25 protein-coding genes and 1 pseudogene are annotated in these 21,193 nt (G+C 69.7%); 17 read left to right on the plus strand and 9 right to left on the minus strand.

The features are described from left to right. Positions 1-125, plus strand: a pseudogene (locus ABZ463_RS39370) (ATP-binding protein); the annotation flags it as partial. Between the two features lie 15 nt (positions 126-140). Here the strand turns inward: ABZ463_RS39370 and ABZ463_RS39375 are convergent. Both ABZ463_RS39375 and ABZ463_RS39380 read right to left on the minus strand, forming a co-directional pair. After that, complete coding sequence (locus ABZ463_RS39375; RefSeq protein ID WP_352016475.1) at positions 141-947, minus strand: SAM-dependent methyltransferase; 807 nt, start codon at positions 945-947, stop codon at positions 141-143. Positions 948-1,308: 361 nt separating this feature from the next. After that, complete coding sequence (locus ABZ463_RS39380) at positions 1,309-2,052, minus strand: hypothetical protein (RefSeq protein ID WP_352016474.1); 744 nt, start codon at positions 2,050-2,052, stop codon at positions 1,309-1,311. Between the two features lie 291 nt (positions 2,053-2,343). On the opposite strand from ABZ463_RS39380, the gene ABZ463_RS39385 reads away from it, so the two are divergent. Continuing rightward, complete coding sequence (locus tag ABZ463_RS39385) at positions 2,344-3,981, plus strand: ABC-F family ATP-binding cassette domain-containing protein (RefSeq protein ID WP_362784820.1); 1,638 nt, start codon at positions 2,344-2,346, stop codon at positions 3,979-3,981. Positions 3,982-3,988: 7 nt separating this feature from the next. Here ABZ463_RS39385 and ABZ463_RS39390 read toward each other — a convergent pair whose 3' ends face one another. Then, positions 3,989-4,468, minus strand: a complete 480-nt coding sequence (locus ABZ463_RS39390) for a hypothetical protein (protein WP_362784823.1) — start codon at positions 4,466-4,468, stop codon at positions 3,989-3,991. A gap of 129 nt (positions 4,469-4,597) precedes the next feature. On the opposite strand from ABZ463_RS39390, the gene ppgK reads away from it, so the two are divergent. The 4 genes from ppgK (at position 4,598) to ABZ463_RS39410 (ending at position 10,661) form a co-directional block, all read left to right on the plus strand. Next, entirely contained in the window at positions 4,598-5,332 is a 735-nt protein-coding gene (gene ppgK / locus ABZ463_RS39395; protein ID WP_352016471.1) for a polyphosphate--glucose phosphotransferase, read from the plus strand. Between the two features lie 116 nt (positions 5,333-5,448). Beyond that, positions 5,449-6,003, plus strand: coding sequence for a hypothetical protein (locus tag ABZ463_RS39400; protein WP_352016470.1), 555 nt, complete (start codon positions 5,449-5,451; stop codon positions 6,001-6,003). A 111-nt stretch (positions 6,004-6,114) separates the two neighbouring features. Continuing rightward, positions 6,115-9,987, plus strand: a complete 3,873-nt coding sequence (gene hrpA, locus ABZ463_RS39405; protein ID WP_362784827.1) for an ATP-dependent RNA helicase HrpA — start codon at positions 6,115-6,117, stop codon at positions 9,985-9,987. A gap of 29 nt (positions 9,988-10,016) precedes the next feature. After that, positions 10,017-10,661 carry an HAD family hydrolase gene (locus ABZ463_RS39410; RefSeq protein ID WP_362784900.1) on the plus strand — a complete coding sequence of 215 codons (645 nt, stop codon included), beginning with the start codon at positions 10,017-10,019 and terminating at the stop codon, positions 10,659-10,661. A gap of 33 nt (positions 10,662-10,694) precedes the next feature. Here ABZ463_RS39410 and ABZ463_RS39415 read toward each other — a convergent pair whose 3' ends face one another. Then, the gene (locus tag ABZ463_RS39415; protein WP_362784830.1) at positions 10,695-10,997 is read right to left on the minus strand and encodes a DUF5709 domain-containing protein; all 303 of its coding nucleotides are present in this window, start codon (positions 10,995-10,997) and stop codon (positions 10,695-10,697) included. A gap of 83 nt (positions 10,998-11,080) precedes the next feature. Here ABZ463_RS39415 and ABZ463_RS39420 point away from each other — a divergent pair, with 83 nt between their 5' ends. The 5 genes from ABZ463_RS39420 (at position 11,081) to ABZ463_RS39440 (ending at position 13,937) form a co-directional block, all read left to right on the plus strand. Next, the gene (locus tag ABZ463_RS39420; RefSeq protein ID WP_362784833.1) at positions 11,081-11,641 is read left to right on the plus strand and encodes a TetR/AcrR family transcriptional regulator; all 561 of its coding nucleotides are present in this window, start codon (positions 11,081-11,083) and stop codon (positions 11,639-11,641) included. Positions 11,642-11,651: 10 nt separating this feature from the next. Beyond that, the gene (locus ABZ463_RS39425; protein ID WP_362784836.1) at positions 11,652-12,047 is read left to right on the plus strand and encodes a DUF5360 family protein; all 396 of its coding nucleotides are present in this window, start codon (positions 11,652-11,654) and stop codon (positions 12,045-12,047) included. 32 nt (positions 12,048-12,079) lie between these two features. Next, a complete protein-coding gene (locus ABZ463_RS39430; protein ID WP_352016463.1) occupies positions 12,080-12,478 on the plus strand; it encodes a metalloregulator ArsR/SmtB family transcription factor in 399 nt (132 codons plus the stop codon). After that, the gene (locus ABZ463_RS39435; protein ID WP_362784839.1) at positions 12,475-13,107 is read left to right on the plus strand and encodes an SRPBCC family protein; all 633 of its coding nucleotides are present in this window, start codon (positions 12,475-12,477) and stop codon (positions 13,105-13,107) included. The genes ABZ463_RS39430 and ABZ463_RS39435 overlap by 4 nt, the downstream gene beginning before the upstream one ends. Before the next feature lie 101 nt (positions 13,108-13,208). Further along, positions 13,209-13,937, plus strand: a complete 729-nt coding sequence (locus ABZ463_RS39440) for a PIG-L family deacetylase (RefSeq protein ID WP_362784842.1) — start codon at positions 13,209-13,211, stop codon at positions 13,935-13,937. A gap of 4 nt (positions 13,938-13,941) precedes the next feature. Here ABZ463_RS39440 and ABZ463_RS39445 read toward each other — a convergent pair whose 3' ends face one another. Next, positions 13,942-14,190, minus strand: a complete 249-nt coding sequence (locus ABZ463_RS39445; protein WP_362784844.1) for a hypothetical protein — start codon at positions 14,188-14,190, stop codon at positions 13,942-13,944. 253 nt (positions 14,191-14,443) lie between these two features. Between ABZ463_RS39445 and ABZ463_RS39450 the strand changes: the two genes are divergently transcribed. The 3 genes from ABZ463_RS39450 to ABZ463_RS39460 are packed head-to-tail and all read left to right on the plus strand — an operon-like array spanning position 14,444 to position 15,781. Continuing rightward, on the plus strand, positions 14,444-15,301 hold the full coding sequence (locus tag ABZ463_RS39450) for a helix-turn-helix transcriptional regulator (RefSeq protein WP_362784847.1): 858 nt from the start codon (positions 14,444-14,446) through the stop codon (positions 15,299-15,301). Between the two features lie 22 nt (positions 15,302-15,323). Beyond that, complete coding sequence (locus tag ABZ463_RS39455; protein ID WP_362784849.1) at positions 15,324-15,551, plus strand: DUF397 domain-containing protein; 228 nt, start codon at positions 15,324-15,326, stop codon at positions 15,549-15,551. Positions 15,552-15,568: 17 nt separating this feature from the next. Continuing rightward, the gene (locus ABZ463_RS39460; RefSeq protein ID WP_362784852.1) at positions 15,569-15,781 is read left to right on the plus strand and encodes a DUF397 domain-containing protein; all 213 of its coding nucleotides are present in this window, start codon (positions 15,569-15,571) and stop codon (positions 15,779-15,781) included. Between the two features lie 59 nt (positions 15,782-15,840). Here ABZ463_RS39460 and ABZ463_RS39465 read toward each other — a convergent pair whose 3' ends face one another. Together ABZ463_RS39465 and ABZ463_RS39470 are read right to left on the minus strand one after the other, a co-directional pair. Next, complete coding sequence (locus ABZ463_RS39465; RefSeq protein WP_352016455.1) at positions 15,841-16,194, minus strand: PRC-barrel domain containing protein; 354 nt, start codon at positions 16,192-16,194, stop codon at positions 15,841-15,843. A 107-nt stretch (positions 16,195-16,301) separates the two neighbouring features. Beyond that, on the minus strand, positions 16,302-18,056 hold the full coding sequence (locus ABZ463_RS39470) for an ABC transporter ATP-binding protein (RefSeq protein WP_362784856.1): 1,755 nt from the start codon (positions 18,054-18,056) through the stop codon (positions 16,302-16,304). Positions 18,057-18,178: 122 nt separating this feature from the next. Between ABZ463_RS39470 and ABZ463_RS39475 the strand changes: the two genes are divergently transcribed. From ABZ463_RS39475 to ABZ463_RS39485, 3 genes are all read left to right on the plus strand, one after another. Continuing rightward, the gene (locus ABZ463_RS39475) at positions 18,179-18,595 is read left to right on the plus strand and encodes a MarR family transcriptional regulator (RefSeq protein WP_352016453.1); all 417 of its coding nucleotides are present in this window, start codon (positions 18,179-18,181) and stop codon (positions 18,593-18,595) included. A gap of 168 nt (positions 18,596-18,763) precedes the next feature. After that, on the plus strand, positions 18,764-19,831 hold the full coding sequence (locus tag ABZ463_RS39480; protein ID WP_352016452.1) for a hypothetical protein: 1,068 nt from the start codon (positions 18,764-18,766) through the stop codon (positions 19,829-19,831). A 14-nt stretch (positions 19,832-19,845) separates the two neighbouring features. Beyond that, a complete protein-coding gene (locus ABZ463_RS39485) occupies positions 19,846-20,406 on the plus strand; it encodes a type VII secretion system-associated protein (RefSeq protein WP_352016451.1) in 561 nt (186 codons plus the stop codon). Between the two features lie 30 nt (positions 20,407-20,436). Here ABZ463_RS39485 and ABZ463_RS39490 read toward each other — a convergent pair whose 3' ends face one another. After that, positions 20,437-20,766 carry a hypothetical protein gene (locus ABZ463_RS39490; RefSeq protein WP_362784861.1) on the minus strand — a complete coding sequence of 110 codons (330 nt, stop codon included), beginning with the start codon at positions 20,764-20,766 and terminating at the stop codon, positions 20,437-20,439. Further along, a complete protein-coding gene (locus ABZ463_RS39495; RefSeq protein WP_362784864.1) occupies positions 20,763-21,161 on the minus strand; it encodes a YbaB/EbfC family nucleoid-associated protein in 399 nt (132 codons plus the stop codon). Before ABZ463_RS39495 ends, ABZ463_RS39490 begins: the two co-directional genes overlap by 4 nt. Positions 21,162-21,193 lie beyond the last annotated feature (32 nt).

The following is a 21,193-nucleotide window of genomic DNA, read 5'->3' on the forward strand; positions in this document are numbered from 1 at the left end:
TGGAGTTCCATCTGCGCAACGCGCGGGCCTGGGCGAACCGGGCCACGGGGGAGGATCTCGCGGCGCAGATCGACCCCGAATTCGTCTTCGGGCCCCAGGTCACGGCCGCGGGCTCCCCGGTCTGAGACGCGGGATCGGCGTCAGGGCTTGCGGCCCACGCCGCACACGATCAGCGCCTCCGACGGGTCGTCGTAGAGCGGGAAGTCGTCGGGGCGCCACTCCGGCAGCCAGACGAGTCCCGGCCTGACCAGGTCGAACCCGTCGAACAGCTGCCGGATGTCCGTCCTGGACCGCAGGGTGAGCGGTGAGCTGGCCCGCCGGTAGACCTCCGTGCCCTTCCTCGCGGCCTCCCGGCGAAGGTCGTGGGTCCCGTGGGAGAGGACCAGGTAGCTTCCCGAGGGCAGGGCGTCCCTGAGTGTGGCGATGATGCGCCGGGGGTCGTCGGCCTCGGTGATGAAGTGCATGATGGCCACCAGGAGCAGGGCCACGGGCTTGGAGAAGTCGAGGTGGTCGTGGATCTCGGGGGCGCCGAGGATCTCCTCGGGCCGCCGCAGGTCGCCGGAGACGACCGTGACCTCCCCCTTCGCCCCTCGTAGGAGGGCCCTGGCGTGTGCCAGGACGATCGGGTCGTGGTCGACGTAGGCGACACGGGCCTCCGGGATGATCTCCTGCGCGACCTCGTGGACGTTGCCCTGCGTCGGCAGCCCGGTGCCGATGTCGAGGAACTGCTCGACGCCCTCGTGGGCGAGGAACCTGACGGCTCTGCCGAGGAAGGCGCGGTTCTCCCTGGCGGCGGTGCGGACCTGGGGGACGGAGGCGAGGATCTCCTCGGCGGCGAGGCGGTCGGCGGGGAAGTTGTCCTTCCCGCCGAGGTAGTAGTCGTACAGCCTGGCGACGCTTGGAGTGTTGACGTCGATCCCGCGGTGCGTCCACTCTTCGTCGGCCACGTTCACCCTCCGCCTGGACAGTCGTGAAGATCTCTAGCCTGAGCGTAATGCCCAATGTGTAGCCATAGGCAATATTTTCAGCAGCAAGCATTACCGGACTTGCGTCCGCCGTACCTGGGGAGATGTGGGAGCGCTACCACGATGCCGCCGCAGTGCTGTCGCAGTGCCGTCGCGGCGGCGCCGTCGTGGCGGGGCCGCGGGGGTGTCAGGGGGCCGGCCGTACCGGCGCGTGAAAAAGGGGCGGAAGCCCGGGGAAACCCGGGCTTCCGCGCCACGCGGGCCCGCCCGAGGGGGCGGACGTCGCGCTCCTTGCCGGAGGCCGTTGCTTCACGCGAGGGCCTCGGTGAGCCGTCTCAGGGACTCAGCGGTGCCAGCCGCCGCCCCAGACGCGGACCCGGACCGAACGGCTGGAGCTGTCCTCAAGCCTGTCGGTGCCCTCGAAGACGGCGCGGTACTCGCCGCTACGGGAGGCACGGGCCTTGGTGCGGAACTGGCCACGCCAGCCGGTGTCGGCCGAGGCGACCCACTTCCAGGCGCTGGAGCCGCGCGAACGGAAGTAGATGCCGACCTCCTCGCCGCGCGCGCCCGCCCAGTAGCGGTGGTTGCGCACCTCAAGACGGCCGGTGAAGTAGACCGAGCGACCCTTGCGGACCGAGGTGGGGCTGACGCGGAAGCTGCCGACGCGCGTCTCGGTCTTCGCGGCCTGCTCGTGCTTGACGGAGAAGTTGACCTGGTCGGTGAGCTTCTTGCCGTCCCTGTCGTAGGCGTCGGCGATGGCGAGCCAGCGGCCCTCGAAGTCGTCGCTGTCGAAGCGCGTGCTGAAGCGCCACAGGTCGCCGTCGTGGAAGAGCTTGGCCTCGGGCGCCTCCTGGGCGGCGAGGGTGTTGACGGCCGGCCTGAGGCGGAGCTCGACGCGGATCGCCTCCGTCGTGCGGACCTCGACCGTGACGTTCGTGTCGCGGTCCTCGGTGACCACGACGGGGTTGGGGTTCACGCTGTCGATGTGCACGCTGAGGGACGCGCGCTGGGCGGAGGCCGGGCTCGCGCTCAGCAGGAGGGAGCCGCCCAGGGCCGCGGACAGGAGACCGACGGTGATTCGTTTCATGAAGATTTTTTCCTTTTCCCCGTTACCGAAAACGATCAGAGGCGATCGCTTCCACCTCTATAAGACAGGCAGCTGGGTGCAAAAGTTGCTACAAATCTCAAAAAAGCCCGAAGAAAGTTGCCTTCTAGTAACGTTTGCCGGTAAACCCGCAGGTCAGGGCAGTATCGGTAAGTCTCTCCTTTCTTCGACCTCGAAGTAAATCTTGTCCGTTTTGTCCGGAATATGCTTATTTGGGTGGTTTGGTGGTAAGGGAGTGCGGAGCGACGCGAGATCACGGATAGCGTTTCCCTCATGAGCGCCACCATCGTCGCCAAGGAACTCGCCGCCGGGCACGGCGACCGTGAGCTGTTCTCCGGCCTCGACCTGGTCGTCGCCCCCGGCGACGTGGTCGGTCTGGTCGGGGTGAACGGCGCGGGCAAGTCCACGTTGATGCGGATTCTGGCCGGGGCACTGCCCCCCGAGCACGGATCGGTACGGCTCAGCCCGCCCACCGCCGTGGTCGGCTACCTTCCGCAGGAGCGCGAGCGCAGACAGGGCGAGACGATCGCGGACTTCCTGGCCAGACGCACCGGGGTCGCCCAGGCGCAGCGCGCGCTGGACGCGGCGACCCAGGGACTGGTCGAGGGACGCCCCGGAGCAGACGACGACTACGCCGTGAGCCTGGAGCGGTGGCTCACCCTCGGCGGGGCCGACCTGGAGGAGCGCGCGGAGGAGATCGTCGCCGAGGTCGGTCTCGAAGCCGGGCTCGACCGGCCGATGACGGCGCTGTCCGGCGGCCAGGCGGCCAGGGCGGGAATGGCCTCGCTGCTGCTCAGCCGCTACGACGTCTTCCTGCTGGACGAGCCGACCAACGACCTCGACCTGGACGGTCTCGAACGGCTCGAACGCTTCGTGACCGGGCTGCGCTCGGGCACGGTCCTGGTCAGCCATGACCGCGAGTTCCTGGCCAGGACCGTGAACCGGGTCGTCGAGATCGACCTGCCCCAGCGGCGGATCCGCTCCTACGGCGGCGGCTACGAGGCCTACCTCGCCGAACGCGAACTCGACAGGCAGCACGCCCGTGACGAGTACGAGGAGTACGCGAACACGCTCACCGCGCTCAGGCAGCGGGCCGGGATGCAGCGTGCCTGGATGGAGAAGGGCGTCAAGAACGCGCGGCGCAAGGCCCAGGACAACGACAAGGTCGGCCGGAACTTCCGTACCGAGGCGACCGAGAAGCAGGCGGCCAAGGCCAGGCAGACGGAGCGGATGATCGAGCGGCTCGACGAGGTCGAGGAGCCGCGCAAGGAGTGGGAACTGCGGATGCAGATCGCGGTCGCGCCCCGCGCGGGAGCGGTCGTGGCGACGCTGCGGGGCGCGGTGGCCCGGCGCGGCTCCTTCACCCTCGGGCCGGTCGACCTGCAGGTCGGCTGGGCCGAGCGGGTGGCGATCACCGGGGCCAACGGCTCGGGCAAGTCCACGCTGCTGGCCGCCCTCCTCGGGCGGATCCCGCTGGAGGAGGGCGACGCCTCGCTCGGCCCCGGCGTGGTCGTCGGCGAGATCGACCAGGCGCGTGGCCTGTTCCTGGGGGAGGAGCCCCTGGCGGAGGCCTTCGCGGCCGCGGCAGACGGGATGACCCCGGCGGACGTGCGCACGCTTCTGGCCAAGTTCGGCCTGCGCGCGGCCCACGTGCTGCGCACGGGCGCGACCCTGTCACCGGGGGAGCGCACCAGGGCCGCGCTCGCGTTGCTGCAGGCCAGAGGGGTGAACCTGCTCGTCCTCGACGAGCCGACCAACCACCTCGACCTGGCGGCGATCGAACAGCTTGAGTCCGCGCTCGCCTCCTACCCCGGCACGCTCCTGCTGGTCACCCACGACCGCCGGATGCTCGGCGCCGTGCACACCACCCGGCATCTGCACGTCGCCGGGGGACAGGTGACCGAGCGCTGAGAGCCGCTCACTTCGACAGGTAGACGACCTTCCAGGCGCCGCCGCTGACGCAGTTGAGCGAGGGCTTGGCGGCCTTGGCCTCGGAGCAGACCTTGGCCTCGATCTCGTAGACGTTCCTGCCGGTGAACGTGAAGGACTTGGGCGTGCCGTAGGAGCAGTTGCGGACGCCGTGCTGCTTGAAGGGCAGGTTCCCGCCCGAGGTCCGGTAGGTGACGCGGAAGATCACCCAGCCGCAGGAGGAGCCCCTGGTCAGGTCGTGGACCTTGCCGGAGACACGGGCCGTGGCCGCGGCCGGGATGTCCGCGTGGTCCTCACCGGAGACCGTCAGGGAGCCCGCGGCCCGCGCCCGGTGCCCTGCGGAGTCGTAGGGGCCCCACGGGGAGGAGGCCTTCTGGGAGGCGGCGCTCGCGGTGGCGGGAGCGGCGAGAAGAGCGGTGGCGGTGAGGGCGGCGGCGGCGAGACCGGCGACGGTCCTGACGATCGTCATCGGGATGATCCTTTCCTGCGGTGGTGCCCGTAGTCTGCGCCGGGTCGCTTTCAGACGGGTTGACCGCCCGCTGCAAGCGAGTATCAGGGACATGCCGGGGGCAGGAGCCCGGGACAGGAGGAGGTCGTCATGGAGACGCTGGGAATCGACATCGGTGGGTCGGGCATCAAGGGTGCCCCGGTGGACGTCGCCAGGGGCGAGCTGACCCAGGAGCGGTTGCGGATACCGACCCCGATCCCGTCCAAGCCGAAGGCGGTCGCCGAGGTGGTCGCGGAGATCGTCGCGCACTTCGGCTGGACCGGGCAGGTGGGGGTCACCTTTCCCGGGGTCGTGACCGACGGCGTCGCGCGCACCGCCGCGAACGTGGACCACGAGTGGATCGGCACGGACGCGCGGGCGCTGTTCGCCGGGATGACGGGCCTGCCGACGGTGGTGCTCAACGACGCCGACGCGGCGGGCGTGGCCGAGGTGGCGGTCGGCGCCGCCAGGGGAGAGGGCGGCGTGGTGCTGATGCTGACCTTCGGCACCGGAATCGGCAGCGCGTTGTTCGTCGACGGCCACCTGGTGCCGAACACCGAACTCGGGCATCTGGAGATCAGGGGCAAGGAGGCGGAGAAGCGGGCCTCCGACCACGCCAGGGAGGAGGACGAGCTGAGCTGGAGCAAGTGGGCGGGACGGGTCGAGGAGTACCTGCGCCACGTCGAGGCGCTGTTCTCGCCCTCGCTCATCGTGATCGGAGGCGGGGTCAGCAAGAAGGCCGACAAGTTCCTGCCGCTGGTCAAGGTGAAAACCCGCGTCGTTCCCGCGACCCTGCAGAACGAGGCGGGCATCGTGGGGGCCGCCATGGCCGCGGCTTTGCCGTAAGGCCCTTGTGTCATATGCCGGAAAGGCCGCGAAGATTTGGATCTTCCTTTGACGGACACGCCCTCTGACCTGGGTAGGTAGCGAGAGTTGGCAAGATCGCACCTGCTGGGGGAGACGTGTTGCAGTCGACTGGCGTGCTGGCTCGCTGGGCGGTGGTCGCCGGGGTGGCCGCCCTCGCTGTCGCCGGAGCGGCGGGGACGGCCGTCGCGGACGGGGTGGGCGGCGAGGAGGTACGGCTGTCGCCCTACCGATCCGGGCCGGGGGCGGACCTCAGGATCACGGCGTACGACTGTCAAGGGCCCGCCTACGCCCGCTCGGACGCCTTCCAGAACGAGCCCGAGCTGGAGGAGGACGACTCGGGCGTCGCCGTCGGCTGGGCGCAGGTCGACTACGGCGCCCAGAGCGGCCCGCACACCGTCGAGGTGGACTGCCGGGGCGACGGCGGCACCCTCTACGGCGAGTTCTACGTCGTCGACGGGTACGCCCACCGCGCCGTGGGCGGCCTGGCCCTGGCCAGGGGGGCGGCACGGGCGGCCGAGGGCTGGCAGACGGTCCCCCGGCACCGCGAGCCCGGGTTCACCCCGGGCTGGGAGACGGGCGTGGCCGCGGTGCTCGTGGGCGCGGGGGCGCTGGCGCTGCTGCGGCGGCGCGGCCCGGCCGGACGGGGCTGAGGCCGTACCGCGGCGGGAGCGGGCGCGATATTGGAGTGCGGCGGGAGGCGGCCTGGGGCACGATGGGCCGTTGGCCCGTGACCCACGAGCCGAACGTATTCTGGTCGCAGTATGGGAACGCCTCCGTTGACATCTCCACTCGCCGAACTCCAGGCACGCCTGCCCGAGCTCACGCTGCGTGACCAGCGACGGCTACGGCGCAGGCTCGACGGCGCGCGCCGGGTCAGGAACCGCGCGGCGCAGCAGAAGATCGCCGCGGAGATCACCTCCGACATCGAGCGGGCGGAACGCCGGGTCGCCGACCGCCGCGCCGCGGTGCCCGTGGTCACCTACCCCGAGGCGCTTCCGGTCAGCCAGCGCAGGGACGACATCCTGGCGGCGATCCGCGACAACCAGGTCGTGATCGTGGCCGGTGAGACGGGTTCCGGCAAGACGACCCAGCTGCCGAAGATCTGCCTTGAGCTCGGCCGGGGCGTCCGGGGTCTCATCGGGCACACCCAGCCCCGCAGGATCGCCGCCAGGACCGTGGCCGAGCGCGTCGCGGAGGAGCTGGAGACGCAGCTCGGTGAGGCCGTCGGCTACAAGGTGCGCTTCACCGACCAGGTCGGCGAGGACACCCTCGTCAAGGTGATGACCGACGGCATCCTGCTGGCCGAGCTGCAGACCGACCGCGACCTCGCCCAGTACGACACGCTGATCATCGACGAGGCCCACGAGCGCAGCCTCAACATCGACTTCATCCTGGGCTACCTCAAGCAGCTGCTGCCCAGGCGCCCCGACCTCAAGGTCGTCATCACCTCCGCGACCATCGACCCCGAGCGCTTCTCCAGGCACTTCGGCGGCGCGCCCATCATCGAGGTCTCCGGACGCACCTACCCCGTCGAGGTCCGTTACCGCCCTCTCGGCGAGGACGACGACCAGATCCAGGCCATCGGCAACGCGGTGGACGAGCTGTGCGCCGAGGGCCCCGGCGACATCCTGGTCTTCCTGAGCGGAGAGCGTGAGATCCGCGACACCGCCGACGCGCTGTCCAAACGCAAGGACGCCGAGGTGCTGCCGCTGTACGCCAGACTGTCGGCGGCCGAGCAGCACCGGGTGTTCCAGCGGCACTCAGGGCGCCGGATCGTGCTGGCGACCAACGTGGCCGAGACCTCGCTGACCGTGCCGGGCATCAAGTACGTCGTCGACCCCGGCTTCGCCCGCATCTCCCGCTACAGCCACCGCACCAAGGTGCAGCGCCTGCCGATCGAGGCGATCTCCCAGGCTTCGGCCAACCAGCGCAAGGGACGTTGCGGCCGTGTCTCGGAGGGCGTGTGCATCCGGCTCTACGAGGAGGACGACTTCCTCACCAGGCCGGAGTTCACCGACCCGGAGATCCTGCGCACCAACCTCGCCTCCGTCATCCTGCAGATGACCTCCATAGGCCTGGGCGACATCGCGGCCTTCCCGTTCGTCGAGCCGCCGGACCAGCGCCAGGTCAAGGACGGCTACGACCTGCTGCTCGAACTCGGCGCCTTCGACCAGGCCAGGCAGATGACCCCGCTGGGCCGCAAGCTCGCCGGTCTGCCGGTCGATCCCCGCCTGGCACGCATGGTGATCGAGGCCGACCGCAACGGCTGTGTCCGCGAGGTCATGGTCATCGCCGCCGCGCTGTCCATCCAGGACCCCAGGGAACGGCCCGCGGACAAGCAGCAGGCGGCCGACGAGAAGCACCGCCGCTTCGCCGACAAGGAGTCGGACTTCATCTCCTACCTGAACCTGTGGAACCACCTGCAGGAACAGCAGCGGGAGCTGTCGTCGAGCGCCTTCCGGCGGTTGTGCAAGAGCGACTTCCTGAACTACCTGCGCGTGCGCGAGTGGCAGGACGTCTACAGCCAGCTCCGCCAGATGTCGAGGTCGCTCGGCGTCACGCAGAACGACGTCCCCGGCGACGAGCAGAAGATCCACATCTCGCTGCTGTCCGGCCTGCTGTCCCACGTCGGCGTCAAGGACATCGACAGGAAGACCACCAACGACGGTCCCCGCAGGCCCATCACCGAGTATGTCGGCGCGCGCAACGCCCGCTTCGCGATCTTCCCCGGCTCGGCGTTGGCCAAGAAGCAGCCGCTGTGGGTGATGTCGGCCGAGCTGGTCGAGACCTCCAGACTCTGGGCCAGGGTCAACGCCAAGATCGAGCCGGAGTGGGTCGAACCGCTCGCCCCGCACCTGATCAAGCGCACCTACTCCGAGCCGCACTGGGAGAAGAACCAGGGCGCGGTGATGGCCTACGAGAAGGTCACCCTGTACGGCGTGCCGATCGTGGTGCAGCGCAAGGTCAACTACGGCCGCATCGACCCGGAGCTGAGCCGGGAGCTGTTCATCAGGCACGCCCTGGTCGAAGGCGACTGGGAGACCCACCACGCCTTCTTCAAGGAGAACCGCAAACTCCTTGAGGAGGTCGAGGAGCTTGAGGAGCGGGCCCGGCGCCGCGACATCCTCGTGGACGACGAGACGCTGTTCGACTTCTACGACCAGCGCGTCCCCGCCGACGTCGTCTCCGGGCGCCACTTCGACGTCTGGTGGAAGAAGACCAGGGGCGACCAGCCCGACCTGCTGAGCTTCGAGAAGTCGATGCTGATCAGCGAGGCGGCGGGCGAGGTCAGCCAGCGCGACTACCCCGACGTGTGGCGCCAGGGCGGCCTGCGCTTCCCGCTGACCTACCAGTTCGAGCCCGGGACCGACGCCGACGGCGTCACCGCGCACATCCCGCTCTCGCTGCTCAACCAGGTCAACGTCGAGGGCTTCGACTGGCAGATCCCCGGCCTGCGCGAGGAGCTGCTCACCGCGCTGATCCGCAGCCTGCCGAAGCACATCCGCCGCAACTTCGTGCCCGCCCCCAACTACGCCAAGCAGGTGCTCCAGCGGGCCAGGCCGACCCAGGAGCCGCTGCTGGCGGTGCTGGAGCGGGAACTGCTCAACCTGACCGGGATCCAGGTGCCCAGGGAGGCCTGGCAGCCCGACCTGGTCCCGGAGCACCTGAAGATCACCTTCCGGGTGATCGACGGCCGCAAGCACAAGCTGGCCGAGAGCAAGGACCTGGCCGAGCTGAAACGGCGGCTCGCCCCCAAGCTCCGTCAGACCCTCTCGAAGGCGGCCGACGGCCTGGAACGTTCGGGCCTGACCGCCTGGAGTGTGGGGGAGCTGCCCAAGACGTTCGAGCAGCGCAGGATGAAGGCCTACCCCGCGCTGGCCGACGAGGGCGCGACCGTGGCCGTGCGGATGTTCGAGACCGAGGTCGAGCAGCGCAGGGCCATGTGGGAGGGCACCCGCAGGCTGCTGCTGCTCAACACCCCGTCCCCGGTCAAATGGGTGCTCGGCCGCCTGGACAACCAGGCGAAGCTCGCACTCAGCCGCAGCCCGCACGCGGGCGCCGTCGCGCTGTTCGACGACTGCGTCGCCTGCGCCGTCGACGAGCTGATGACGAGGTCCGGCGGGCCCGTTTGGGACGGCCCCGCCTTCACCGCCCTGCACGACAAGGTCCGCGCCGAGCTGTTCGACACCACGGCCGAGGTGGTCGACCGGGTCAGGGACATCCTGGCCGTCTGGCACACGGTCGTCACCCTGCTGCCCCAGGGCGCCTCGACTCCGGCCGTGGAGGACATCCGCGACCAGGTGGACGACCTCGTCCACGACGGGTTCGTCACCGAGACCGGCTACCGGCGCCTGCCCGACCTGCTGCGTTATCTCAGGGGGGCCCAGCGCCGCCTGGAGAAGATGCCGGACGACCGTTTCCGCGACGAGGAGCGCATGCACCGGGTCCACGACATCGAGGACGAGTACCACGAGCTGGTGGAGAAGCTTCCCCCCGCCCGCCGTACCGGTGACGACGTCCGGCAGATCCGGTGGATGATCCAGGAGCTGAGGGTCAGCTACTTCGCCCAGACCCTCGGCACGCCGTACTCGATCTCCGACAAGCGCATCCGCAAGGCGATGGAGAAGCTGTGAACCGGTCAGCGGGCAGAAGGGGGGACGGCATGGTCCGGGCGGTGGTGTTCGACGTGGGGGAGACCCTCATCGACGAGACGCGGATCTGGTCGCGCTGGGCCGACCGGCTGGGCGTCACCCGCTTCACCATGCTCGGCGTGCTGGGCGGGATGGCCGCGCTCGGCAGGTCCTTCGAGGACGCCTTCCAGCTCCTGAGGCCCGGCTTCGACCTTGAGAAGGAGCAGGAGGCCTGGCGGCGGGACGACCCGGACGGGCTGCGGGTCAACTTCGACGCCGACGACCTCTACCCGGACGTACGGCCCGGCCTGGCCGCGTTGCGCGACCTCGGCTACGAGCTGGTCGTCGCGGGCAACCAGCCGCCGCAGGCCTACGACGCACTGGTCGCGATGGACCTTCCGGTCGACTCCATCCACACCTCCGACGGCTGGGGGGTGGCCAAGCCGGAGCCGGCGTTCTTCGCCAGGGTGGGGGAGGTCTGCGGGCGTGAGCCGGAGGAGATCCTCTACGTGGGCGACCGGCTCGACAACGACGTCCTGCCCGCCCGTACGGCGGGCATGCGCACGGCGCTGATCCGCCGGGGTCCGTGGGGCCACCTGCACGCGCTGAGCCCCGAGGCGGCCCTGGCCGACCACGTGGTCGACGGCTTCCCCGAGCTGGTCGAAGCCCTCTCCTGAGTCCGGGCTCCTTTTCCCCGGGTCTGGGCCGGGTCAGTCCGGCTCGATGTGGATCGCGCGTTCCTCGGCCGACAGGTCGCCGCTGTCGGGGCCGACGTCGGTCGCGTACTCCTCCGAGGTCTCGTCGGGACCGATCCCCTCGTCCGGCGCCACGAGGCGGTCCTCCGGACGCGGGACGTGCTGACGGTCGGGCGCCTCACGCCAGAGCCGCTCGTCGAGGGTGTCGCGGTGCTCGGGGTCGTCCGGGGCGATCTCGTGCTCGAAGCCGAGGTCGTCGGTCCACTCCTCGACCTCGTTGGCCTGCTCGTCGCTCAGACCTTCACGGTCCGGAGGCATCTCACTCATACTCCCGCCCTACCCGTTTTGTGAGGCGAAACCCCGCTCTGGAAACTGTACCGGTCGGCCGGTACAGTTCGGGCATGCCACGACCGAGTTCGAAGGAACGGCTGCTCGACGCCGCAGCCGAGGTGTTGCTCACCGAGGGGGCCGAGTCGCTGACCCTGGAGGCCGTCGCGCGCCGCGCCGGGGTCTCCAAGGGCGGGCTGTTCTACCACTTCCCCACCAAACAGGCCCTGGTCGCCGGGATGGTCGAGCGCCTGGTCGGCGCCTTCGACGCGGCGCTGGCCGGCGCGGGAGAACGCCCCGGCGACGCCCTGCGCGCCTACGTCACCGCGACGATCCCCGAGGCTCCGGAGCCCGCCGGGGGCCTGCCCGCCGACCGGGTCACCGCCGCCCTGCTCGCCGGGGTGCTCGTCGATCCGGCGGGTCTGGCGCCGCTGCGCGAGCGCTACGCGGCCTGGCAGCGCAGGCTCGTCGAGGACGGGGTCGATCCCGCCGTCGCCACCCTCGTGCGCCTGGCCGTCGACGGCTGGTGGGCGGCCCGGCTGCTCGGCCTGGCCGTACCCGAGGCGGGGCTGCACGAGCGGGTCCGCGGACACCTCATGGAGATGATCGACGGGGTGGTCGACAGTGGCCGGTAAGGGTTTCGCCGTGACCAAGAGGCTGATGCTGCTCACCGACGTGGGCTTCCTGGTCTACTTCTCGGTCACGGGTCTGGGGCTCGTCCCGGCCGCCTGGGCCTTCGCCGACTACACCGAGCCGCTGATGGTCTCCTGGAACTGGTCGTTCCTCTGGATCGACCTGCTCGCGAGCGCGACCGGCCTGCTCAGCCTCCACCTGCTGCGCCGGGGGGCGCCCGAGGCGGAACGGCTGATGCTCGTCTCCCTGGTCCTGACCTCGGCCTCGGGGCTCATGGCCGTCGCCTTCTGGACGCTGCGCGGGGACTTCTCCCTCGCCTGGTGGATCCCCAACCTCTATCTGCTGCTGTTCCCGATGCCCGCGATCGTCCGCCTCGTCAGGCCGACCGGCCGTATATATCGAGGTTGACTTATATAAGCGACTGTCGATACTTTTTTCTCGTGCACGCGTTCGATGTGCTGGGCGATCCGGTGCGCCGCAGGATCCTGGAGCTGCTCGCCGACGGCGAGATGACCTCGGGTGCGGTGTGCGCGGTCATCCAGCGGGAGTTCGAGATCTCACAGCCCGCCGTCTCCCAGCACCTCAGGGTGCTGCGGGACAGCGGCTTCGCGGACGTGCGTCCCGAGGGGACCCGCCGCTTCTACACCGTGCGGCACGAACCCCTGCGGGACCTGGACGCCTGGCTCGGCCGTTTCCGCGCCTTCTGGGCTCCGCGCCTGGACGCCCTGGCCACCGAGCTGGCCCGGGGCAGGCGCGAGCGGCGCCTGGCCGGACAGGAGCCTCCCGCGAACCCGGCGGAGCCGGAGTCCCCGGCTCCCGACGACAGGAGCAGTTCATGATCGAGACGGCCCACCAGATCAACGCCGTACGGCGTCGCGTCGGCACCCGGGTGCTCGACGAGGGCGAGGCCCGGGTCACCGTCATCAGCCAGACCTACGACGCCTCCGTCGAGGACGTCTGGGACGCCTGCACCAACCCCGAGCGCATCCCCCGGTGGTTCATGCCCGTCTCGGGCGACCTGCGGCTGAAGGGCCGCTACCAGCTCGAAGGCAACGCGGGCGGCGTGATCGAGACGTGTGACCCGCCCAATGGCTTCACCGCGACCTGGGAGTTCGGCGGGGGGATGAGCTGGATCGAGGTCAGTCTCGACGCCGAGTCCGACGGCCGGACGCGCTTCACCCTGGAGCACATCGCGCACGTCGACGACGAGCGCTGGGCCGAGTTCGGTCCCGGGGCGGTCGGTGTCGGCTGGGACCTGGCGTTCGTCGGCCTGGCCCTGCACCTGTCGTCCGGGCAGGCCGTCGACCCGGGGGAGGGTGTGGCGTGGACGCTCTCCGAGGAGGGCAGGCGGTTCATCGAGCTCAGCAGCCAGGGGTGGCGCGAGGCGAGCGTCGCGGCGGGCACCGACGAGGCCGAGGCGCGGGCGGCCGAGAGCCGTACCACCGCCTTCTACGCGCCCCCGCAGTGAAATATCCGTTATAACCCTCTGGTCCGAAAGCTCCCGTTACGATGAGCGGCTACTGATCGTTCACAGTGGGGGGATACACGGTGGGGCTCAGGTTGTTGTGCGTGCACGCGCATCCGGACGACGAGGCGATCTGGACCGGGGGGACCCTGGCGAGATACGCCGACGAGGGCGCCACGACCGCCGTCGTCACGTGCACCGGGGCGGACGCGCCCCAGAGGGTCGAGGAGCTCGAACGCTCCCTGGAGATCCTCGGCGCGGGAAAGCCGAGGCTGCTGGGCTACACGGGCCTGGCGAACGGCACCCCGCGCTTCCGCCAGGCGCCGTTCGACGAGGCCGTGGGGCGGGTCGTCGAGCACATCAGGGAGTTCAGGCCCGACATCGTGATCACCTACGACGGATACGGCGCCTACGGTCACCCCGAGCACGTCCACGCGCACCGGGTGACCGTGGCCGCGGTCGAGGCGGCGGGGTACGACCAGCTCTACCGGGACGCGGGTACGCCGTGGCGGCCCCGCGCCCTCTACCTGGCGACCCTCCCGCGCTCCGTCGTGATCGCGCAGTGGCAGGCGGTGTTCGGCACGCCCCCCGAACCGGGCCAGACGTTGCCGGGCGTTCCCGACGAGGAGATCACCACCCGCCTCGACGTCGGGCCGTGGGCCGAACGCAAGCTGGCGGCCATGCGCGCGCACGACTCCGAGGTCAAGCGGGGCGGGTCGCTGACCATGCTCCTGTCCCTGCCCGACGACATGCTGGCGCTCGGCCTGAACAACGAGTGGTACCGCCGCCTGTCCTACGACGGTCCCCGGGAGAGCGCCCTGTCGGCGGACTGACGGCTCAGGTCAGCCAGACGAGGTCGGAGCCCAGGCGCCTGGCGGCGCTGTCGGCGCTTCGCCACCTGCCGTAACCCTGCACGACGCCGACGGTGGCCGCCGTACCGCACGGCAGTTGGAGACCGTAGGCGATCACCTCGGTCGCTCCTTCGTCGATCTCCTGGACCAGTGCGAACGCGCGTACCCCGAAACCGACGTCCCCGGCGGGGGAGTGGGGGACAATCGAGGGGTCGGAACCAGTGGAGTGCTCCATCACGGAGTGCTTCCTTTCGACGTCGGAGGCCGGGACGGGCTGCCCTTCAAGCAGAGCCCGTCTCGGCCTTTCCCTTTTCTTCGCTCTGCCGTGAGTCCGTTCGACTGACGGAGAGCTTCCCGGTGATGTATTCAGCGTGACCTTGTCATTACCGTGTGTATAGTTACACGCACGGGGATCGCTCGACAAGTTGTCCAGCATCTTTGTTTGGAAAGCCCCTTGTGTTGCGTGGATATGCCCGGAAAGGTGGGTTATGGCTGCCGCGAAATGGGTCACGTTGCGTTCCCAATGGCTCGGTCAGCAACTGCGGGAGCTACGTGAGGCCAATGGCCTGATTCTCAAGGACGCCGCCGAATACCTGCAGCGCGACCCCGCGACCGTCAGTCGTTTCGAGACGGGCGGCTACCCCATCCGCCGCCCCGACCTGCTCGCCCTCCTCGACCTGTACGGCGTCGCCGACCCCAGGCGTCGTGAGGAGTTCATCAGGCTCAGCCAGGAGGTCTGGAAGAAGGGCTGGTGGGACGGCTATGCCGGAGAGGTGACCGGGTCATTGGTCGACTTCGTCTGGCTGGAGTCCCGGTCGCGTGAGATCCGGGGCTTCGACGGCATGACCCTGCCCGGCCTGTTCCAGACCCCGAGATACGCACGGGTGGTGATCTCGACGGTCGGGGACGACGCGGACGAAGCCCAGATCGACCGCTGGGTCAGGTTCCGCATGGGGCGTCAGAAGATCCTCGACGGAGACAACCCGCCGCGCGTCATGTCGATCATCGACGAGGCGGTGCTGCGCCGTGAGGTCGGCGGCAGGGAATGCCAGGCGGAACAACTCTGTCACCTCGCCGACCAGGCGGCCAGGCCGAACGTGGAGATTCGCGTCCTGCCGTTTAGCGTGGGAGTGCACGCCTCCGCCGCAGGAGCGTTTCGGATTTTCACCCTGGGAGATGGATTTCCTGGGGTTGGCTATGTCGAAACCCCGAAGGGGGCGATCTACGTAGAGTCGCCGGATAGCGAGAGCTTTGTGAAGATGTATGAGGAGACACTGAAGCTCACGCTCAGCCCCGAGAAATCAGTTGAATTCATCATCGCGATAGCGGAGGAGCTATCACGGTGAGCGAGCGGAAAGAAGGTAAGACATGTCCGATGCTGAGGACCTGGCCCGGGTGGCCTGGCACATCAGTACGAAGAGCAGCGAGAACTTGGGCGGGAGCTGTGTCGAGGCGGGGCCGTTGCTGGATGGGAGTGGGCGGGTGGCCGTGCGGCACAGTCATCGGCCCGACGGTGAGGTGATCGTCTACTCGCGGGGTGAGTGGGAGGCGTTCATCGGCGGCGTCAAGGACGGTGAGTTCGACTTTCACGGCTGAGGATCGGGAGGCGTCACATGGCCGATGCCAGGATCGATTGGCGCATCAGCACGAAAAGTGACAACGGCGGCGGGAACTGCGTCGAGGCGGGGCCGTTGCTGGATGGGAGTGGGCGGGTGGCCGTGCGGCACAGTCATCGGCCCGATGGTGAGGTGATCGTCTACTCGCGGGGTGAGTGGGAGGCGTTCATCGGCGGCGTCAAGGACGGCGAGTTCGACTTCCCCGTCTAGGACTTCCCGCCTGGAACGAAGACGGGCCGTCCTGGTTGGGACGGCCCTCTCGTGACGGTTCAGGCGGCGGGCAGGCGGCCGTAGTGGTCGTCGAGACGGGTGCGGTACGCGGGCGCCCGGTAGGTGTTCTCGTCGAACTCCGGCGCCCCCTCGATCTCCTCCTTGGTGAGGGCGAGGTGGACGCTGCGGGCGTGCGGGTCGATCCGGGTGACGGCGGCGGCGGGCAGCAGGACCCTCCTGCCGAAGCTCCAGAAGCCGACGTCCACGACCACGAAGCTGTCCCCGGCCACGTTGCTCTCCTCGTCGACGGTGCCGATCACCCCGTCGACGGCCTCGACGTCGAAGCCGATCACACTCAGGCTCTCGTCCTCGAAGACACCGGCACGGTAGGTCCACAGGCTCTCGACGGTCATGTCCGCCCCTCCTCACCGATCATGGGTTGCGCAGGAGACAGGGCTACCCGCGATGACCGGGATAAACGGGCTCGGAGAGCGTTTTCCGATCAGGCCGATGAGGCCGATCAGGCGGGCGTCAGGGCGGCGTCACGCCGTACGAGGGCGGCGTAGTGGCCGTCGGCGGCCAGCAGTTCCTCGTGGGTGCCCCGCTCGGCGACGCGTCCGTGGTCGAGGACCACGATCTGGTCCGCGTCGCGGACGGTCGAAAGGCGGTGGGCGATGGTGATCGTCGTACGGCCCCGCGACAGGGCGTCCAGGGCCTCCTGGACGGCGCGCTCGGTGCGGGTGTCCAGGGCGCTGGTCGCCTCGTCGAGGATCAGCACGGGCGGGTCGCGCAGCAGCGTGCGGGCGATGGCCAGGCGCTGCTTCTCGCCCCCGGAGAAGCGGTGGCCGCGCTCGCCGACGACCGTCTCGTAACCGTCGGGCAGCGACATGATGTGGTCGTGGATGCGGGCGGCGCGCGCCGCCTCGGCCAGTTCCTCGTCGGTCGCCGACGGCTTGGCGAAGCGGAGGTTGTCGGCGATCGAGGAGTGGAAGAGGTAGGTCTCCTGGGAGACCACGCCGACGACCTCGGCCAGCGTCTCGAAGCTCAGTTCCCGCACGTCCACGCCGTCCACGGTCACCCTGCCGCCGGTCACGTCGTACAGCCGGGGCGGCAGGTAGCTCAGCGTCGTCTTGCCCGAGCCGGTCTCGCCGACCACGGCCAGGGTCGTGCCCGCGGGTACGGTGATGTCCACGTCCGACAACGTCGGGGTGACCTCGGCGCCGGAGCCGGGGGCGGCGTAGGAGAAGTCCACGTGCTCGAAGCGCACCTCGCCGCGCACGTCCTTCAGCGTCCCGGTCCCGGGGGTGATGTCCACGGGCAGGTCGAGATACTCGAAGACACGGCCGAACAGCGCCAGGGAGCTCTGCACGTCCACGCCGAGCCGCAGCAGTGAAACGGCGGGCCGGAACAGGCTCATCTGCAGGGTGGTGAAGGCGACGACCGTGCCGATGGAGACCGTCGAGGCCAGCCCGGCGGCCAGGTAGATCACCGCGGGCATCGCCGACAGGACGATCTGGATGGTCGACTGCCGCCAGCGCCCGGCCATGCTGGAGCGGACCCCCAGGGTGGCCAGTTCGTCGGAGGCGGTGGTGAACCGGCCGGTCAGCTCGGGGGACTGGCCCATCGTGCGGCCGAGCAGGATGCCGCTGACCGACAGCGACTCCTGGACCATCGAGGAGAGGGCGGCCAGTTTGCGCTGCCGCTCCGAGGAGATCTTCCTGCGCTCCCGGCCGACCTTGCGGCTGATCCACACGAAGACCGGCATCAGCAGGAGCGAGACGAGGGTCAGCCGCCAGTCGAGCGCGACCATGGCGATGATCGTCGCGATCACGGTGGTCAGGTTGGAGACGATCGAGGCGGTGGTCGAGGTGACCACCGACTGCATGCCGCCGATGTCGTTGGCGATGCGCGACTGCACCTCGCCGGTGCGGGTCCTGGTGAAGAAGGCCAGGGACATGCGCTGCAGGTGCGCGTAGACGCCGGTGCGCAGGTCGTGCATGACGCGCTGGCCGACGGTGTTCGACATCAGGGTCTGTACGACGTCGAGGACGCTGGTGGCGACGGCGACCGTGATCATGCCGAGCACCAGCAGCACCAGCAGGCCGGTCCTGTGGTTGGGGATGGCGTCGTCGAGCACCTCGCGCAGCATGAACGGCGAGGCGAGCGAGACGACCGAGGACAGGGCGATGAGGGCGCCGACCACGGCCAGGCGGCCCCGGTAGGGGCGGAACAGGGTGACGATGCGCCGCAGCGGCGCGCGGGGTTCGTCGGCCATGTCGGGTTCTTCGGTGGAAAGGGGGTCTTTGGTTCGTTCGGGCATGCAACCTCTTTCTGATGTTGACTCAAACAGAGGTTAGCTCATATTCACCATCGGGGACAATGAGATAAGTTCATGGGGTGGAGACGGAACTGGCCGAGCTGCTGCGAGGAGTCGGCCGTCGGCTGCGCCGGGGGTACGGCGCGCGGTTCGGCCCGCTGGGCCTGACACCGGGACAGGTGCGGGCGCTGTGGGTGATCGCCGAGGCCGAGCCGCCGCTCAGGATGGTGCAGCTCGCCGACACACTCAAGATCGTGCCGCGCTCGGTGACCCCGGTCGTGGACGCGCTTGAGGAGATGGGCCTGGTGCGGCGCGAGGTCGATCCGGCCAACCGCAGATCGACTCTCCTGACGCTCACACCGGAGGGCAGGGTCCGTCACGAGCAGGTCCGCGAGGCGCGCAGGCAGGCGGCGGAGGAGTTGTTCTCGGTCCTCACCCCTGAGCAGCAGGAGCAGCTCAGGGAGCTGCTGAGCCTGGTGGAGAGCCGTCCGGCCTGAGGCCGTGGTCCGGTGTCGTCACCGGATAGGATCAAGGAAATCGTCCGTCCCGCGGCCAGGAACCGCCGTCGCCGGATCGGTGGGAGTCGAGAAAAGGCGTTCGGCGAGGAGGCCGATCTCATGCGGCATGTCAGCGACGTGTGCCGGTCGCCGGGTTCGTAGATCACCGTGGCACTGCAACCGCCGCCCGAACTCGCCGCCGTCCTCAACCTTGTCGGGTCCTGGCCGGTGGCCGACGAGGACAGGCTCTACGCGTCCGGACAGCGGTGGATCGCGTTCGCGACGACGACGAGCCGTAACTCCTCGGCCGCCGACGCGTACGTCGCCCGGACCACGTTCCGCAACGACGGCGACGACATCGAGGCGTTCGACCAGGACTGGCGGGACACCTCGGACCGGTCCGGCGACGCGATCGCCGCCGCCATGCTCATCGGCTCCGCCCAGCAGATCTCTGCCATGGCCGTGCTCGCCACGAAGGTGTCGCTGATCGCCGTCGCCGTACGGCTCGCGCAGAACCTGTACCGGCTCGCCGCGGCCTCGGGGCCCACGGCCGGGGTCTCCCTGACGGCCGTGCCCGCCCTCGTGGGCGGCGCCCGCCTGGCCGTACGGCAGATCATCCGTAAAGTGGTCGAGCTGCTTGAACGGAGCGCGCTCCGCCTCTTCAAACGGGCCTCCACGCTCCTGCGGAAGCCGGCCGAGCGGGCAGGGGCCGTGCCGCCCCTGCCGCCGAAGCGCCCGCAGCGTCCGCCCACGCCTCCGCGCGGCCCGGACAACTACCTGGAGGCCGCCGCGGACAAGAGCGTCGACGTCAAGAAGATCACCCCCTATCCGATATGGCGCAGGGATCGCGAGCCGCTCTACCGGGCCGACAACAGGTCACCGGAGGAGGTGTTCGAGCAGGGATTCCACCCCCGGGACCCGTCCATGACCGACCTGGACGACTACGTGCACAGAGGGGCCGACTCCGCCTTCGTGGGGACCAGCACGCGCCGGGACATCGACAACGTCCTGCCCCGCCGTTACACCTACGAGGTGGACGCCCCCGGCGGGATCGACGCCAACCGCACCTTCTCCACGGGCAGCGCCCGCCTGCACCACGAGCAGGAGATCGCCTTTCCCGGCGGCGTGCACCGGCGCTACGTCTCCGGCGCCTGGCCGGAAGGGGTGCCGAAGACGCCGGAGAACTTCATCCCCAATCCCCACTTCGATCCCTATCCCGGCTACTCTCAGGCATGATCAGGAGGATTTGAGTGAACGATGTCCCGCCGCCCCCGCCGCTCACCGACGAGCTGAGGGCCCAGGCGCGGCGCAGTCCCGGGACGTGGCTGTACGCGATCGACCCCTTCTTCGATCCCGGCGGCGAGGTGCCGCCGTACGGTGTCGTCGGCGCGTGGCGGGCCGACGAGCGGGGTGAGATCACCGGGGAGTTCCGCCACAATCCGAACTACCGGCCCTCTCCGGTGGCGCTCGGCTATCCCGAGCCGTCCGACCCCCTGGACGCGGCCGTCCAGCTCAGCGCGACCGGCTACGAGACGGGGGAGAGGATCGTCCCCCTGCTCAGGGAAGCCGAGGTGATCGTGGCCGCCGGTCCCGACGGAGGCGTTCCGGTGTTCGACACGGGTGAGGGCCGGGCGGTGTTCGCCTACACGGCCCACACCCACCTGCCCGGCGAGTTCCCGGAGGGCGCGACGGGCTGGCAGCCGATCCGCGGCGGGGACCTGGTCGCGTTGCTGCCGGTGGACGTCGGTGTCGCGATCAATCCCTCGGGGCCGGCCGGAGTGATACTGCCCCCCGCCGACCTGCGTCGCTGACGCCCTCCGGGCCCGGCGTTCGGGAGGCGTTCAGACGGCCCGCGTGATCCGGTCGACCTCCTCCTCGCTCCGCTGCTCCGCCGAGCGGTAGCTCACGGCCATGAACTCGGCGCCGTCGCCCGTCGTCACGTGACGCTCCGCCAGCGACTCGTAGACCTCCAGCGCGTGCCGGGTCACCGCGTGATAGGCCGCGCCGACCATGCCGCCCATCATGTCCTCCCCCCAGGGGTCGCCCTCTCCCTCAAGGTAGGCGCGCAGGGCCCGGACCTCCTCCAACTGGCTCGTGCCGGTGCCGGAGAGCCCCGTGCCCGTACTCCGGAGGTCCGCGTGCGAGACGTCCACTCCGTGGTCCGCGGTCATCGCTCCTCCAGGCGCCGTACGGTGGACTCGATCCCCGAGGCGAACTCGTCCAGGCGGCGCGTCACATCGGCGTGAACGCCCTCAAGGCTCTCGGCGAGCCTTCCGGGGTCCGGGATCGCCGCGGGGTCCAGGCCGGGAATGTTCGCGCGGAGGTCGTCGAGGGCCGCGTTCACCGCGGTGAGGATCTCCCGCGCGAGGTCCTCGGAGGCCATCCGCATGACCCGCGGATTGAGGTTCAGCGCGGCCAGCCGCCCGTCGGGGCCGACCAGGACGCTCACCTGGCCGTCCGCCGCCCGGCCACTGCCCTGAAGCGGGTCTCCCCGGTTCTCCGGCGAGGAGAGGGACCGGATGCTCTCCGCAAGCATGTCGTCGAAGCGCTTCCCGTTCTGGTGCACGTTGATCGCTCTCGGTAGGGGAGGAGAAGCCT

Origin of the sequence: Streptosporangium sp. NPDC020145, from assembly GCF_040631275.1 — a bacterium.
In the GTDB taxonomy this organism is placed as follows: domain Bacteria; phylum Actinomycetota; class Actinomycetes; order Streptosporangiales; family Streptosporangiaceae; genus Streptosporangium.